At 68.1% G+C, this 14,877-nt stretch carries 10 protein-coding genes; 6 read left to right on the top strand and 4 right to left on the bottom strand.

Translation table 11 applies throughout. The annotated features are described in order from the left end of the window. Nucleotides 1-35: 35 nt before the first annotated feature. Nucleotides 36-1,289 carry a glycosyltransferase family 4 protein gene (locus tag AC2W7J_RS07960; RefSeq protein ID WP_485982009.1) on the bottom strand — a complete coding sequence of 418 codons (1,254 nt, stop codon included), beginning with the start codon at nucleotides 1,287-1,289 and terminating at the stop codon, nucleotides 36-38. 1,248 nt (nucleotides 1,290-2,537) lie between these two features. On the opposite strand from AC2W7J_RS07960, the gene AC2W7J_RS07965 reads away from it, so the two are divergent. Genes AC2W7J_RS07965 through AC2W7J_RS07985 form a run of 5 tightly spaced genes read left to right on the top strand, consistent with a single transcriptional unit; the run spans nucleotide 2,538 to nucleotide 7,512 of the window. Then, nucleotides 2,538-4,562: a glycosyltransferase gene (locus AC2W7J_RS07965; protein WP_485982010.1), complete on the top strand. Its 2,025-nt coding sequence runs from the start codon at nucleotides 2,538-2,540 to the stop codon at nucleotides 4,560-4,562. Beyond that, on the top strand, nucleotides 4,559-5,212 hold the full coding sequence (locus AC2W7J_RS07970) for a hypothetical protein (protein WP_485982011.1): 654 nt from the start codon (nucleotides 4,559-4,561) through the stop codon (nucleotides 5,210-5,212). Before AC2W7J_RS07965 ends, AC2W7J_RS07970 begins: the two co-directional genes overlap by 4 nt. Beyond that, entirely contained in the window at nucleotides 5,209-5,994 is a 786-nt protein-coding gene (locus AC2W7J_RS07975) for a class I SAM-dependent methyltransferase (RefSeq protein WP_485982012.1), read from the top strand. Before AC2W7J_RS07970 ends, AC2W7J_RS07975 begins: the two co-directional genes overlap by 4 nt. 22 nt (nucleotides 5,995-6,016) lie before the next feature. Further along, nucleotides 6,017-6,793, top strand: coding sequence for a hypothetical protein (locus tag AC2W7J_RS07980; RefSeq protein ID WP_485982013.1), 777 nt, complete (start codon nucleotides 6,017-6,019; stop codon nucleotides 6,791-6,793). Beyond that, entirely contained in the window at nucleotides 6,790-7,512 is a 723-nt protein-coding gene (locus AC2W7J_RS07985) for a hypothetical protein (RefSeq protein ID WP_485982014.1), read from the top strand. The genes AC2W7J_RS07980 and AC2W7J_RS07985 overlap by 4 nt, the downstream gene beginning before the upstream one ends. A gap of 21 nt (nucleotides 7,513-7,533) precedes the next feature. On the opposite strand, the gene AC2W7J_RS07990 is transcribed toward AC2W7J_RS07985, so the two are convergent. Genes AC2W7J_RS07990 through AC2W7J_RS08000 form a run of 3 tightly spaced genes read right to left on the bottom strand, consistent with a single transcriptional unit; the run spans nucleotide 7,534 to nucleotide 13,564 of the window. Further along, nucleotides 7,534-9,885 carry a DUF6270 domain-containing protein gene (locus AC2W7J_RS07990; protein ID WP_485982015.1) on the bottom strand — a complete coding sequence of 784 codons (2,352 nt, stop codon included), beginning with the start codon at nucleotides 9,883-9,885 and terminating at the stop codon, nucleotides 7,534-7,536. After that, nucleotides 9,882-11,720 (bottom strand): hypothetical protein, encoded by a 1,839-nt coding sequence (locus AC2W7J_RS07995; RefSeq protein ID WP_485982016.1) that lies wholly within the window; start codon nucleotides 11,718-11,720, stop codon nucleotides 9,882-9,884. The genes AC2W7J_RS07990 and AC2W7J_RS07995 overlap by 4 nt, the downstream gene beginning before the upstream one ends. After that, nucleotides 11,717-13,564, bottom strand: coding sequence for a glycosyltransferase family protein (locus tag AC2W7J_RS08000; RefSeq protein WP_485982017.1), 1,848 nt, complete (start codon nucleotides 13,562-13,564; stop codon nucleotides 11,717-11,719). Before AC2W7J_RS08000 ends, AC2W7J_RS07995 begins: the two co-directional genes overlap by 4 nt. A gap of 339 nt (nucleotides 13,565-13,903) precedes the next feature. Here AC2W7J_RS08000 and AC2W7J_RS08005 point away from each other — a divergent pair, with 339 nt between their 5' ends. Continuing rightward, complete coding sequence (locus AC2W7J_RS08005) at nucleotides 13,904-14,836, top strand: SGNH/GDSL hydrolase family protein (RefSeq protein ID WP_485982018.1); 933 nt, start codon at nucleotides 13,904-13,906, stop codon at nucleotides 14,834-14,836. The last annotated feature ends 41 nt before the right edge of the window (nucleotides 14,837-14,877 follow it).

The following is a 14,877-nucleotide window of genomic DNA, read 5'->3' on the forward strand; positions in this document are numbered from 1 at the left end:
AGCGGGAAGGGCGCGCGCGTCGGACGGGGGGGAGCTCACCGAGCCGGGAGCTCCCGGGTGCGGGTCAGGCCGCCAACCCCCTCCCGGTCCGGGTGAGCCGCAGCGCGGGCGTCCTCGTCGGCCAGGAGCGGCCGCAGGGCGTCAACCAGGGCGCGGGCGTCGTCCGCCGGCACGATGACGGCGCGCAGGCCGCCGTCTCCCGCGAGGGTGCGGTGCGGTGAGACGTCGGAGAGGACCACGGCCTTGGCGCAGGAGAAGGCCTCGAGCGGCTTGAGCGGCGAGACCATCTCGGTGACGGGCAGCGAGCGGCGGGGGCACGGCATGACGTCGAAGAGGCTGATCATCCGCTGCATCTCGCTCGCCGGGACCCGCCCGACGAAGCGCACGGTGTCACCGAGGCCGAGCTCCTCGGCCTGCTTCTTGAGCGCGGGCTCCGCGGCGCCGGAGCCGGCGAGGACGAGCTGGGTGTCGACCCCTTCGTCGCGCAGGAGGGCGACGGCGTCGACGAGCAGGTCGAGACCCTCGTAGCCGACCATCGAGCCGGCGAAGCCGATGACGGGCACGTCGGTGCGCACGCGGTGCTGCCGGGCATAGGCCTCGTCCTTGGGCAGCGGGACGAAGACGCCGGGGTCGACGGCATTGGGCGCCAAGGTGATCTTGTCGGCGGGCACGCCGCGACGGATCAGCTCCTGCCGAGTCTCCTCGGTGATGGCGAGGACGGCGTCGGCCTCGGTCGCGACGAGCGTCTCGAAGTCGGCCTGCTGCTGGTAGCGCTCGGTCTGCTCCCAATCCTGCTTGCCGGAGGCCTCGGTGACCTCCCACAGCCCCCGCACCTCGTAGACGAAGGGGACACCCACCCGGCGGGCCGCGATGAGCGCGGCGAGACCGGTGACGTGGTTGGAGGCGGACTGGATGAGCGAAGGGCGCCGTAGCCGGGCCTCCCGCACGAAGGCGTCGGCGCAGGCGAGGATGTAGTGGTCGATCGGCGTGGAGCCGAGGCGCGGTCCGGGCAGGTGGGTGTAGTCGACACCGTCGAGCGTGCTCACCTGACGGTGGGCCTTGGGCGCCTTCTTGTCGACCTGGCTGTCCCAGGGGTAGCCGACGCGGGCGACGACCGAGACGTCGACGCCCGCGTCGCCGAGGCCGGCTGCGACACCGCGGGTGCGGGTCGAGTAGCCGTTGGTGTTGTAGGCGGGCGTCGAGTGGACGCAGTAGAGCAGGCGGCCGGGCTCCGGCACGTAGGCGGTACCGCTCGAGCGCGGCGGGACGGGGATGCCGTCGACGCTCACCCGGTGAGCGGCCACGGCGCGATCGACGAAGATGCGCTGCTTGGCGTCGAGACCCGCGACGAGCTCGGGGTGCTCGGAGGCGATGCGGTGGGCCTCGGTGATGGACCCGAGGCCGAACCAGGCGCGGTTGAGTGCGTTGACGAGGTTGCCGGTGGTGGGGCGCTCGGCCAGCTCGGCGAGCAGCTCCTCGTAGGACTTCTTCGAGGCGGGGGCGGGCTTGGGGGCTGCCGGGGCCTGCGCGGGCGGCGCAGCAGCGGGCTGGGTCGGCGCCGGGGACGAAGGGGAGGTCTCTCGCTTCGTCGTGGTGCCGGCTTGGCGCCGGCTTGAAGACCCGGCCGGGGGAGGTGAGCGCCTTGCCGACCTTCATCGAGCGGGAGGTGCGGACGCGCTGGAGATCCTCCTTGAGGCGCTTAGACTCGGCGCGGTAGGCACGCAGCGACGCCTCCGCCGAGTCCAGTTGTGCGCGAGTCCGATCGGCGCGGGCCAGAGCACCCTTGCGCTTCGTGTCGGCTGCGGCGAGGTCCGATTTCGCGGACTTCACCTTGGCCTCGGCCGCGTCGAGCTTCGACTTGAGGCTCTTGGCCTTGGCGGCCTGGCGGCGCAATGCCTGCAGCTCTGCGAGAACTGCCGCGGGGTCGGCGACGATCTCGTCGAGCAGTTGACGGGTGAGTGCCTCGTCGTCGGAAGCTTCGTCCTCGAACACGATGGGGAGTCCTTCTGTAGGGCGACGACATGATGTTAATGGGGTGGCGCTCCCACGGAGGGCGCGGGCTTGGTCGGCTAGCATTCGGGTCGCCTTGGCTGCACTGCAGGGCCCCCACGAGCGAGAGGATGTGCACGCACCGTGACAACGGGAGGAGTGGCGCCCGCGGCGACACAAATTGAGCTGTGGTTTCCGGAAGCTGTGTCCGACCTCGGGTTCCTCGTGGAGTTGGCCGTCGACATCGCTGAACGAGACCACGTGATGACGTTGCGGTCGGCAAGCAGCACGAGCGAGTTTGACGTGATGCGTGGGGCAGGCTGGGTCGACAGTCACCAGCTAGGTGCGAGTTTCTCGTATCTTCCAGCGGGCAGGGCAGGGGATCTGGTCGAACTGGGTCGCGCTCGGCTGACGACACCGTCGACAAAGGCGCTTGTTGAAGTGGTCCCGTGGCGGAAGACGGCATCCACAGATCCTGTGGCGCGAATTTGGGCTCACGGCAGGGGCGTCGGACGAGACGCCTTCATGGCGATCCATGGAGTGGTTCGGTGAACAGCACGGCAGGTTGTGACGTCAGCGTCGTCATCGGGTTCAAAGACTGGGGGGTGGAGCGTCTTCTTCTCTCGGTAGCCATGTTGAATGACGCCTTGGCCGGTGTTGAATCCGAGGTGATTGTCGCTGACTACGGCTCGGAGGACACAGACGGTCTGCAGGAGCAGGTGGAGCACCTTGGTGCTCGGTACGTCTACACGAAGACGGACGGCGTCTGGTCTCGGTCGCGGGCGCTCAACTCGGGCTTCGCTGTCGCTATGGGTCGCGTCCTCATCAGCACTGATGCCGACATGGCGTTCTCGCCGCGTTCCCTCAGTCAGGTCACCCAGGCCGTTCTTGATGACCCGACGACGGCGCTGGTGCTGCAGTGCCGCGACCTACCCGAGGGGTTCGGAGTCGATCGACTGCAGAGCGAACAGGTAGACTGGAGTCTCTTAGAGCGCCGATCGCGTCTCCGTCCGCGATGGGGAATGGGCGGCATGATCGCGGTTTCTCGCGAGTCCTTCGACAAGGTGCGAGGACTCGACGAGCGGATGGAGATCTACGGCGGTGAAGACATCGACTTCGCGCAGCGTCTGCGTCGATCCGGCACTGCGATCCGTTGGGTCGAAGATCCCTCTGTCCGCATGTACCACATCTGGCACGAGCCGTCGCGGCAGGCGGCCAATGAGTCCCCTGAGGGCAGAGAGGCCGTCCTGCGAAATCGGGACATCTACCTCAACGACGCGAGCCCGATCCGCAATCTGCGCGCGTGGCGCCATGCGTCCACAACGGCGTCGTCGCCTGTGACGGTTGTAATCGCCACGCATGACCGTGCCGAGTACCTTGGTGAAACCATCAACACTGTGTTGGCTCAGACCGTCACGGATTTCGAGCTGCTGATCGTTGATGACGGCTCGACCGACGCGACGCCTGACGTTGTCCGCGGCTTCGACGATGAGCGCGTCCGATACGTGCGTCAAGAGAACCTCGGGGTTGCCGCGGCCCGCAACCACGCGGCCCACCTGACGTCGTCCGAGTTTACGGTGATCATGGATGACGATGACTTGATGCTGCCGTGGCGCCTCGAAGCACACTTCGAGGGTCTGACTGCTGAAACGGGCGGTACCTATGGCGGGTGGGTCGACTTCGATGATCTCGACGGGGCGATGCAGCCGTACCCCGGCAAGGGCGCGTCGTTGGCGACGATCCTCTTCTCGGGGTCGGTGTACCTCCACCCGACCCTGATGCTCCGAACCGAGTTGATTCGGAAGGTCGGGTACGACCTCACGCTGCCCAGCGGTTCGGACTACATGTTGGGGGTCAGCCTTCTGCGGGCGGGTGTGGAACTCGGGCACACCGGGGCCTATCACATCCTCAGGCGCCGCCACCCCGGGCAACTCACGGCGAACGCCGCCCCAGGGCAGAAAACCGCAGCAGTACTTGCCAACGCCGTCGCACGCAATGCGGCGAAGTCTGCGGGTGTTGAGGCGCTCCGGAAGTCGGCCCGGTCGGTGAGTACCGAAGCGATCGAGGGCACCCCTGTGGACTCTCTTTCGGTCTACCTGCCGGATGCTCTTTCCGAACGGTCGCTGCTCTTGAGCCGCCAAGATGCTCCGCAAACGTCCCGTGTTATCCCGCGCGCTTCTTGGGCGGACTTTGCGTCCGCGAGGTCCGGCGGTTGGGACATCGAGGTTGTGCCCGGTGACGGTGATGACCTCGACGCGGTTGTTGCCCTGAGACAACTTCGACGGGCATTGGAGGACCACGGGAATGGCCGCGAGCCGGCGGGGATCATCGCTCGCAGCGGTTCCTTGTCGGAAGCGGTCGCCATTCCGGATGAGGTGGTTGAAGTCGGCGCATCGCCAGGCAATGTCCTGATCTGGCACGAGGATGCGCCCAGAAATGCCTCCGAGGCAATCGAGCTGTCCAACAGGGTCGCGGGAGCGTGTGTCGCGTGGCGTGTGGACGAGGAGTTCTCTCTCAAGGACATCGTGGATAACGCCTGGTCCGAAGGCGCGGAAGAAGGACGCAGTCGATGAAGTTCTCATGGTTGTCCCCGGACGAATCCGGTCGCATGGGCGTTCGTGCTGAGCCGCAGCACTACGACGCGTCTCCCACGTCCGGGCGATTTCTTATGGATTCGACGCCACTCAACTTTGATCCGGACCTCTTCATGGTGGCGGCCGCGCTGCTGTTCAAGCCGTGGGTGAGTGGCGAAGTGGAGTTGTCCAAGGCTGTGAGTCCGGCAGCCGCAGGGGCAGTCAAGAAGTACCTTGGTGACCCGAGTGTTCACCTTCACCCAGTGGACATGGAGCCGCGCGCTATCCACCGCGGGTCCATCAGGCTCTATGTTGCGTCGGAGGCTGGCGACACCGCCCCTGCCAACGCATGGGGTGAGACACGCTGGCTGACCCTGCACTGCGAACGGATCGACAAGGCGTCAGGTGTCTTTGCCACGTCCGACCGAATTGTTGTCCCAACTAATGGATTCCTTTTCAGCACAGGGCAGGGGCTGTCTCCGAGGTTGCCGGAAATTGCGTGCGCCGTGCTGATATCACCCACTTGTCAGGTCGACGACATCGTCCTATCGGGGATTGCTGAGGACGACCCGGATCTCGGTCGTGTCACCGAATTGCTTGGGGCTGTTGGGCTCGGCCTCACCCGAGCCGAGGAGGCCAGCGCACTTTGACGTCGTCGGACGATCGGGCTGAGCGGCTTGAAGAGGGTAATCATCAGCAGATGATCGCCAGGGCCGAACTGCAATCGGTTCGCGACGACTTGCGTTTGGACATGTTCCGATTCGTGGGCAATGCCCGGCGCTCAATTGTGGCGGATGTTGCAGCCCACAAATTCCTGGTGGATCGCCTGCGGCCGACGGCATGGATTCCTGCGGCCGGCGGATGGGTGATTTCCTACGAAGCTCTGGCCGGAATGGTTGACCACTTGCTGGCTGGTCAGGCGCCCGCGCAGATCGTGGAAACTGGAAGTGGCGTGTCCACCATTTGGCTCGGCTTGGCGCTGCGCGAAGTTGGGGCCGGGCATCTGACGTCGTTTGAGCACGACGAGCTGTACGCCGATAGGACACGGTCGCAGATTGCGCGGCACGGGTTGGAGCGCTGGTGCACCGTGATCTCGGCGCCCTTGGTGCAGCAGAGCGAGCAGTCTGGGCGATGGCCAACGGGCTGGTACGACCTGACCGAGTGGGAGCCGCACCCCATCGACGTGCTGCTCGTCGATGGCCCCCCGGGCGCAAACGGTCCCTTGGCCCGCGATCCCGCGTTTCGGCTTCTGGGGCCGCACCTGACTGCGGGGTCACTGATCGTCGTTGACGATGTTGATCGTGCCGACGAGAGTGCCATGGTGGACGGCTGGATCGCAGACACGTCGTTGGGCGACCTTGAGTTTGTTGCGGACCACGGGGTGTCACGGTTCTTGTCGTTCCAACCGCGCGGTGACCAGACTGCCTCGTGACGCACACAGGTTCGAGTTCGACGTGGCCGATCTCGACGACGAAAGGTATTTGATGGTCCGCATCATCCCGTTTGGGACCAGTAGGTTGCATGAGCCGATGGAGACGATTGCTGGGTCGGTGAACTTTCCTCACATTGGATATTTCCACTCCAGCTCTCAGATGCTCGACGTTCTGCGCATCGCAAGTGGCGATGCGGGGCTCCCGCTCGACGTTTCTCGACTCTTCTTCCGGAAGGATCAGACTCCGTCCAACCCCTTCGACCTCAGGCTGTGGAGCGAACCTGATCCAGCTCTGGCTCATCTGCGGGAGTGCTTCGACTCCGCAACGGGCGTTGTCATGGAAATTTCGAGTCCGAAGAGCTTTGAGTACAAGGGTGTTCACGTTCAGGGGAACCCGAATGCTGACCGGTCCGTGCCGTACTCTGAAGTGTGGCGTGAGGGCTACTACAAAGACTATGCCCCAGAGCTCGGCGTCAGAGTCTTTGACGACACGGAGAAAATGGAACAGAACTTACGGTCCGTGTGCGAGGTGCTGAGTAGTGCGGGTAAGCGTTTGGTTCTGGTGGGGCACCTCGTAGACCTCGACAACCCACATCCCGTGCGTCAGGCCGGAAATGTGGAGCTGCGTTCCGTCGTAGATCGCCTCAAGGTCGACCACGACGCGACCTATTACGATTCCAGTCACTTGGTCGCTCGGCTCGGATTCCGCCGGTTTCCCGATGGGTCTACTGACATCCATCACCTTCCCGATGTGGGACTCCCGATCGTCGCGACGGAATTGATGGAGCTCCTCCGGTGAAGCGAGTCCTGGCGATCGGGTCTTGCCGGGTTTTCCGGCCGCTCCGTGCGGCGCATGATGCGGGGCTTATTGAGTTGGTGAATCTCTCGGAGAATTGGTGGTTTGCCCATACTTCGGCCGGGGGACTGCAATATGCGAGGGCCTTGGCGGGACTTGTCGATATCCCCGAAGCGCTTCGGCCGCTCACGTGTGAAACGATGATCGATCCACTGCCGCCGGAGCTCGAGAATCGCGACTTCCTCGATGTCGACGTGGTGGTTCAGGAGGTCTCCGCAGCGAAGCTCCTGAGCTGTGGTGGAGTGCACCTGAATCAGGCGCGGGTATGGGGGCACGCCGACGCGCTTGGTATCGACACGGCACGACTCGTCGCGGGCGACACGTCTGAACTGCCCGAGGGCGACGTGCTCCAAGACCTCCAGGTTGGATCGTCGACTTTTGAGTCCGTGCGGTCTGATGTCGAGGCAGTGACCGAACTCGTCGGTGCACCAGTCCTCTGCGTCGATCACCTGTATGCACGGATGAGCAACGGCAAGGTTGCCCCCGACCGCGCCGCGATCACCGATTGGCTGCATCGATTGGCTGCCGAAGGGGTCGCGCCCTTGGTGAGCACGAAGGCATACATCCTTCGCGCAGGACCCACCTCGCTATTGGACCAGAACCACTGGGCCCAGGATCACGAACTTTCTTTCGGACGGGAGATCGTGGCGGCGTTGCCCTGACCAGGATTCTTGGTCGGGGCGTCAGGCGTCCGTGACCCGCAGCGGAGGACTCGTCACAGGGATCCGGTCCCCATCGGGGGTCATGAGATACACCCGGCACCGATAGATCCCAGGCTCGGGGACGACGAAGCTGTGGCTGAAGACCCGGGCGTACGGCGTCGCGTCGACGCGTCGCGCGCCCTCGTGCAGGGCGAAGGAGCAGGCGCTCGCCCGGTGGTCGTGCACCTCGGCGGTCACCGTCGACGGCGCGGTCTGCCGGACGACGACATAGGGCTCGGGTGCCCGAGTCCGCGGGTCGCGGTCCTCCTGGCTGGGTGTCCGGACGCAGTCAGTGGGGGCGACCTCCTCCCAGGCCCAGGGACGGACCGCATCCCGGGTGAATGCCGCGATCTCGGTCGCGAGGGCGACATAGGTCGGGTCGTCGTAATGGAAGGGCGCGACTCCCCAGTGGTGACTGGACGCCGCCCGTGGGTGGAGACTTCGCCCCAGCACGTGGACCCCGAGGACATCGTGCACGGCAGCGAGGTAGTCGTCGGTGATGGCGTCAGCGCGCACCGGGTCGATGCCAGCGCTCGAGGGCGTCGACTCGCCCGTGTCGGTCACTCGCGCCCATCGAGGCGCAAGGACGGCGACGCGTCCGAGCAGGTCGCGACGCTCGAGCACATCGCGCCACAGGTGGAGGGCCGCGACGAACCGCTCGAGGTGCTCGGGCGTGCCGAAGGGCAGCGCGGTCGTCGCGGTGGGCACGACCAGGCCGTCCCGGACCCGTCGCAGCTCGATCGAGTCGGTGGTGACGGTGCCGTCGACCTGCTCGAGCACACCGAAGCGCTCGTCGAAGAGGTCCCACAGCACGACGTCGACGTCGGTCTCGCTCACCGTCCCCGGCAGCGTCGAGCGAGCGTCCCCGTCCACCATCCTCCGCTGGAAGTCGCTCGGCAGGACCGAGGGGTCGAAGGGAGGCTCTCCCGCCGGGCCGAACGCGCTGATCAAGCCCTGCCGGGCCACGAACCCCTCGAGGTGGAAGAGGTCGGGGGCGAGGAAGGCGAAGGTGTCCCGGGTGACCTGGCTGCCCGTGACGAGCACTCGCACGCGCTGCGGGGTGCGGGTGAAGCCGGCGGAGAGCGTGACGATCTCGTTCAGGAACCCGTCGCGCAGGTGGGCTCGGACGCCCACGGCCCGAGCGTCGGCGTCGAGCAGGACAAGAGCGTTGTTTCGCTGCAGGTGGCTGGAGATGACCGCGCCATCGGCGTCGACGACCTCGAAGCGGGTGGTCACACCGCCGTATCGACTGGGGCGGCCCTCCCAGACAACGGTCGCTCGCGCGCTTCCGTCGGCCTCCTGAGTGGCGGTCAGTCTCGTCCGGTTGGCGATGTCGTCGACCTCGCCACGCAGGTCGCGGGGGAGCAGCTCGAGGTCGGTCCGTGGCAGGAGGCGCTCCTCCTGCAAGATGTCGACGACCCGGTCCACGGACGTCGCGGGGTCGAGCATCAGGTCCATCGCGCGGACCATGGCCGGCCGCGGGGGCGGGTCATGGTTCTCGCTGAAGTCGGACACGAGGGCGAGGTGGCCCCGGGAGTTCCGCCAGCGGCCACCCCCTTCGTGCTGGTAACCGTCGCGCCCGAGGAAGGGCGCGAGGTGGCCGACGACGTGGTGGTCACCAGCGTTCTGCAGGTAGAGCAGCCGCGTCAGCCCAGCAGCGGCGGTGGTGCCGGAGACGGCGTGCTGGACTCCGCCGGCGGTCAGTGCCTCCGCCCGCTCCAGCCGGGTCATCGCGGTGACCGTGTCCCGCTCCAGCCCGAGCGCGACGCACAGGTAGTCGACCACCGGGCCCTCGTCGTAGTCGAGCAGGTCGGTCTGCGGGTTCCACACCATCGCCGAGGCGGGCACGTCAAGCCGTGCGCCGAGGAGCATGCAGGCGAAGCCGGCGCCGGAGCCACCGGCCAGCAGCAGCGGGCGGTCGACCCGACGCTGCAGGTCCTCGAGCATCGTCACCAGGTGCTCCTGCAGCTCCTCTCCGGCGCGTCCGGCGTACCAGCCCAGCCGGAGCGAGGGGTCGACGGTGAGCGTCGGGTCGCTGATCGCGACGAAGGGCGTCTCCAGGCTCATGCCCAGGCCGATGCCGGAGAAGAACGGGCCGGGTCTCCCTTCGCGCTTGGACACCGCCCCGGAGAGGACGACGGGAACGCCGCGACCGGGCGTGATCGTCGTGAAGTCACCGCCGATCATCATGTCGATGTGCGCGCCGGACGGGAGCATGACGACGTGCACCCCGCTCGCCCATGCAGGGGCGGTGATGAAGTCCGCGACGGACTCCCAGCGGCGCACATCGGGCTGGTACCTCGTGTAGTCGCTGTCCCCCGGGAGCGCACTCATGGCCGTGACTCGTCCCCGAACCACATGAGCATCGTGCTGGCGGAGTACAGGTGGCGCACCCGGGTGCGGTTCCACGTGCCCGTGCGGGCGAGGTCCTGCAGGTACGACACGTTGACGACGTCGGCGTAGGTGCTCAGGTCCGTCTGCTCGAGCACGCGGCGCAGGACCGCCTGGGTCGACTCGAGATTGACCGACTGCCAGAAGATGATGTCGAGCGCCTTCGCGCGCTTCAGGACGATCTCGCGGCGCTCTGCCGACATCGGCGCGGGAGCAGGTCCGCTGGCGGGACGCGCGGGCTTCGTCGACCACGTCACCTGGCCCTCGGCGAAGGGCAGGCCCGGCCTCGGCCGGCGCTGCCGCCGGTACTCGATGGAGGAGCGGTCCTTGTCGAAGGGGTAGCGCGAGAGGTCGTGGCCGAAGGACTCGAGCAGGTCGTACCCGAGGACATTGGCCCGGCGGGCGATCCCGGGCAGCTCGCACGCTGCCTGCAGACCAGAGACGGAGTACAGCGGGTTGACCCGTGCCCCGACGCGGCTCCAGCTGAGCGAGGTGGCGCCCATGTGGTAGCGGTTGCGCACGTCGGAGTAGTAGACGTCGCCGACGAAGTCCGCGGGCACGCCCGAGTCGTGGATGCCGGTGAGGACGTCGGTCAGCCGCCCGGCGAGCAGGTCGAAGGCGCGCGGGCTGAGGATGCCCTGGTCGGGGGCCGAGCCGACCATGGCGGTCATCAGCGCGTGCCCGTCGGACCAGGGCGCCGGGCCCTGCCCGGTGATGGCGTGCGTGTAAAAGGAGCGGAAGAGCTCGCCGTAGCCGCCGCCGGCCGCGACGACGTCGAGGGGGTCCTCGGTGCCGGTCGGCCCCACGTTGGACATGCCCGCCGTGTACCCGAGCAGGGCGAGCTGCTGGTCGCTGAAGCTGCCCACGTGGTGCGGGACGAGGCCGGCGGACGGCGAGCGTACGAGACCCAGCGTGCGGGCCAGTCCGTCGGCGACCTCGCGGTCGCGCGACTCCGGCGGTCCGCTGCAGAAGAACTCGAAGCGGTCCTGCACACCGGCCTCGAGGATCGCGCCGAGCACCATGCGCGAGTCGAATCCGCCGGTGAGGTGGGCGATGCGCTCCTCGGTCGGCGCCGCAGCGATGGCGGCGATCGAGTCGAGGACGTCGGCCCGCACCGTGGCCAGGCCCTCGAAGTAGCTGCGCGGCTCGTCGAGGGTGGGCGCCGCGTCGTAGCGGACCTCGCGCAGCCCGCTCGACGTGATGTCGAGGTGGGTGAAGGTCGGGACCCGGCGCCCACCCGCATGGCTCGTCTCGTAGAGCCCACCGCTGCCGAAGACGGTCCGCTCGACCTGGTACATCAGGTCCTTCTCCGGGCGCAGGCCGAGGTCGTCGAGCACGCCGATCAGGGCGGCGTAGTCGGAGGAGAGGACCTGTACCCCGCCGACCTCGTGGACGAAGATGGTGGCGCCACCGAGGGCGTCGGGCAGCACGACCAGCCGCTGGGTGGGGGCGTGCCACACGTACGCGCAGGACGCCTGGCGGGCGTGCCGACCCCACCAGTGGGCGAAGGGAGCAGGCTCACGACCACCCCACACCCGCAGCAGGTCAGCGCCGGAGCGCAGCAGCCGACCGTCGGCGATCGCGACGCCGTCGAGGGACACCGTCCCGTCGGCGCCTTCGGCCGTCTGCGGCCCGCGGGACCAGCGTGCGTGGATGCCGGGGCTCAGCGTCGTGAGTCCTGCGGGCCGGGGGAGCCCGTCGAGGGAACCCACGACGATGACCGTCCCGGGGGCGATCCCGCCGCTGCCGCCTGCAGCATCCTGCGGGGCCACGGTCATCGAGACCCACCTCCGTCCATCGTGCCGAACCCTTGGACATCTGCGTTCGCCAGCATCTCGGCATCGCTGGCATCCCACGTGTGCTCACCCGCGCCCCGGCGCACTTGGACGAACTCGAAGCGGTCGGCGGAGTAGATCCGACCACCGGCGTCGACGACGCGTCGCAGCAGCTCGCTGTCCTCGCCGATCTGGGCGTCGGGGAAGCGATGCTCGAGCGCGACCGAGCGCGGCATGACCATCGTCGGGCCAGCAACGAAGTCGGTGAACCGGTGCTCGCGCTGGGGGAACCGCACGAGGTGCGCCGACTGGCTCTCGAGGTACATCTGGTGGGCCTGCTTGCCGACGATGTCCGCCCCGGAGTACTCGAGGGCCTGCAGGCTGTCGAAGAGGTAGTGCTTGCCGTAGAGGTCGTCGTCGTCCATCTTTGCCACCACATCACCGCTCGCCGCGTCGACGAGCCGGTTGAGGCAGGAGCCGAGGAGGACGTCCTGGTCGGCGTGGAGCACGACGAGGTCCTCGATGCCGTGCTCGGCGGCGAGCTCTCGCACTCTGGCCTCCTCGTCGAAGCCGTGCATGAGCAGCGCGAGCTGCACCGTGACGTCACGCTGCCGCGCCACCTGCCAGATGACGTGCTCGAGCTGGTGCGGTCGGTTGGTCGACACGAGCGCCGAGACGGTGCGGGGCCGACGGACGTGCTCCTCGAGTCCCACCGCCTCGAGGACAGCGTCGATGCGGGCGGCATACGTGTGCTCGCGCCAGATGCGGCGCTGCGCGGCGTGCACCATCCGGTCGCGCAGCAGCGGACTGCGCACGAGCGCCCGCAGCATCCACTCGGCCTGCTGCGGGTCGTCCACCCGAACGACCTCGTCGTCAGGGAAGAAGGCGTCGAGCGCGGGGCTCGGCGTGGAGACGACCGGCGTGCCGCAGGCCGAGATCTCGAAGACGCGCCGGGCGCACATGCTCGGGCTGCCGACGACCGAGTTGACGTTGAGGAAGACCTTGTAGGAGCGGTACGCCGTGAGCGTCTGCAGGTAGCTCAGCGACCCGACGACGCGCGCGTCGAGCGGCTCGGGGAACTGGTAGTTCGCATCGCCGCCCGCGAAGCGGGAGAAGATCTCGAGTCCGTGCTCCATCCGCGGCGAGACCCGGTCCGCCGCGCCCAGGAGCAGGTCCATCTGCTCGCGGCGCTCGGGGTACTTGTGGGCGAAGTACATGCCGGCGAAGGCGATGTCGCGCTCGGCGTGGCCCTGCTGCGGTCGGATCGGGTTGTGGATCCGCTCCTGCGCGGCGAAGGCCATGACGCCCACGCGGTCATGACCGAGCCGCTCCCGGTACCGCGGCACCATCTCGACGTCGGTGGTGAGGACATGGTCGAAGAGCGCCGCGGTGTCGACGAAGTCGTCGAAGTGGACCGGGTCCTCCTTGCACCAGAAGACGGTGGGCACCCCGGCCGCCCGGCAGTGCTCCACGAGGGCCACGAGCGCGGGGGAGGGGGCCGAGGGGCCGGTGAGCTGGTAGCGCCACGTGCCACCGTTGCCGTGCCATGCCGACTCGACGAAGAGCAGGTCGATCCCCTCGGCGACCTGCGACTCCCACGACGTCGGGGTCACCTCGACCTGGGTCCACTCGGGCGCCAGCGCCAACCGGCTGAAGTCGTCGAGGACGACCGCCACGCGCAGGTCCGGGCGGCGCACCGGCCGGTCCTGGAGGGGCCACTCCGGCAGGGCCTCCTCGCGACGGACGACGACGCCGCCCTGTCCGATGCGCTGGCGGCGATGCCAGGTGCGCACCTGCGAGAGGCCGCCCCGTCGCAGGTGCCAGAGCGCGGTCCGCGCAGTGGACATCGACATCTCGACCTGGCCTCCCCGATGGAACACACGTGCGTGCACAACCTAGTGCGCGTCGCCCGGATCGACGACCCAGGGTGCCCGGTGAGTCATACTGGTGCCTTGTGAGACGCGCACGCCTGTCGGGGGTCATGATCGGTCTGGTCGTGGTCCTCATCAACGTCGCCCTGGTGGTGGGCCTGGTCGCCTGGCTGCAGGGCGGCCCTGACCTGACCTCTCCCGACGACTCGTCGTCCACCCCCTCCGAGCCGAGCAGCAGCTCGTCGTCGACCTCCGACAAGCCGGAGTTCGCGCAACCGCGGACCTCTCGAGGACGACAAGGACCCCTTCGTCGTCGTGCTCGGGGGCGACGAGGGCGTGGGCGAAGGGGGCTGGGTCCAGCGGATGTCGACCCAGGCCGTCGAACGCCACCGCAAGGTGACCTACGCCGGGCTCGACCCGGCCGACCCGACGAAGTACGACGAGCCCGTCCGTGAGGGCAATGGCAAGAGCCTGTGGCTGCGCAACGCCTCGATCGCGGGCAGCTCGCCGTCGTACGCGACCAACCGGCTGCGCTTCCTCCTCCCGCGCAACGCGGACGTCGTCCTCATCAGCTACCACCCGACGTCGACCAAGGGGCTCGACCGCGACCTCAACGACCTGCTGAAGAAGGTGAAGGTCCAGGCGCGGGGGGCCACCGTGGCCATCGTGCTCGGCCCCAACGCCGCCGACGGCTCGGGCCGGACGGTGCGCAAGCGCCAGCACGACTGGGCCGAGCGCAACGGCGTGCCGACGATCGACGTCCACCGAGCCTTCTCCAAGGCGAGCGGTCAGGAGCTGCGCTCGGAGTGGGAGGACACCCACCTGACCGAGCAGGGCTCCGACCTCTGGGCTCGCACGGTCCTCGCCAGGCTCATCGGCGCGGGTCAGGCCGCGCCCAGCTCGACCTCCACGACCGAGGCGGTGCCCCCGGTCGAGCCCACGACGGAGACGACCACCGAGCCGGTGCCCACCGACACCCTGACCGAGACCGAGACCACGCCCGTCGAGCCCGAGGCGCCCGTCGAGCCCGAGGCGCCCGTCGAGCCCGAGGCGCCCGTCGAGCCCGAGGCGCCCGTCGAGCCGACCTACGTGCCGCCTGCGCCGACGTCGACCTACAAACCCGCCGCCGCAGCCCACCGAGTTCGCCCTCGGACGACACGTCGACCACCACGGAGGGTGACGTCCGGACGGCGACCCGACGACGACCAGCTCAGCTCGTCGCAGTCGGCCGGCGACGCCTCGAGCTGACCCGAGCCCCGCCGCCGGCGCGCCCAGGAGACGATCTCCGG

This window comes from Janibacter sp. CFPM2_SD2, from assembly GCF_057364645.1.

What these genes read in the sequence shown, in the direction of transcription:
- AC2W7J_RS08000 (WP_485982017.1), bottom strand. Translation starts at nt 13,564, where the DNA reads ATGTCCACTGCGCGGACCGCGCTCTGGCACCTGCGACGGGGCGGCCTC.
- AC2W7J_RS07990 (WP_485982015.1), bottom strand. Translation starts at nt 9,885, where the DNA reads ATGAGTGCGCTCCCGGGGGACAGCGACTACACGAGGTACCAGCCCGAT.
- AC2W7J_RS07995 (WP_485982016.1), bottom strand. Translation starts at nt 11,720, where the DNA reads ATGACCGTGGCCCCGCAGGATGCTGCAGGCGGCAGCGGCGGGATCGCC.
- AC2W7J_RS07970 (WP_485982011.1), top strand. Translation starts at nt 4,559, where the DNA reads ATGAAGTTCTCATGGTTGTCCCCGGACGAATCCGGTCGCATGGGCGTT.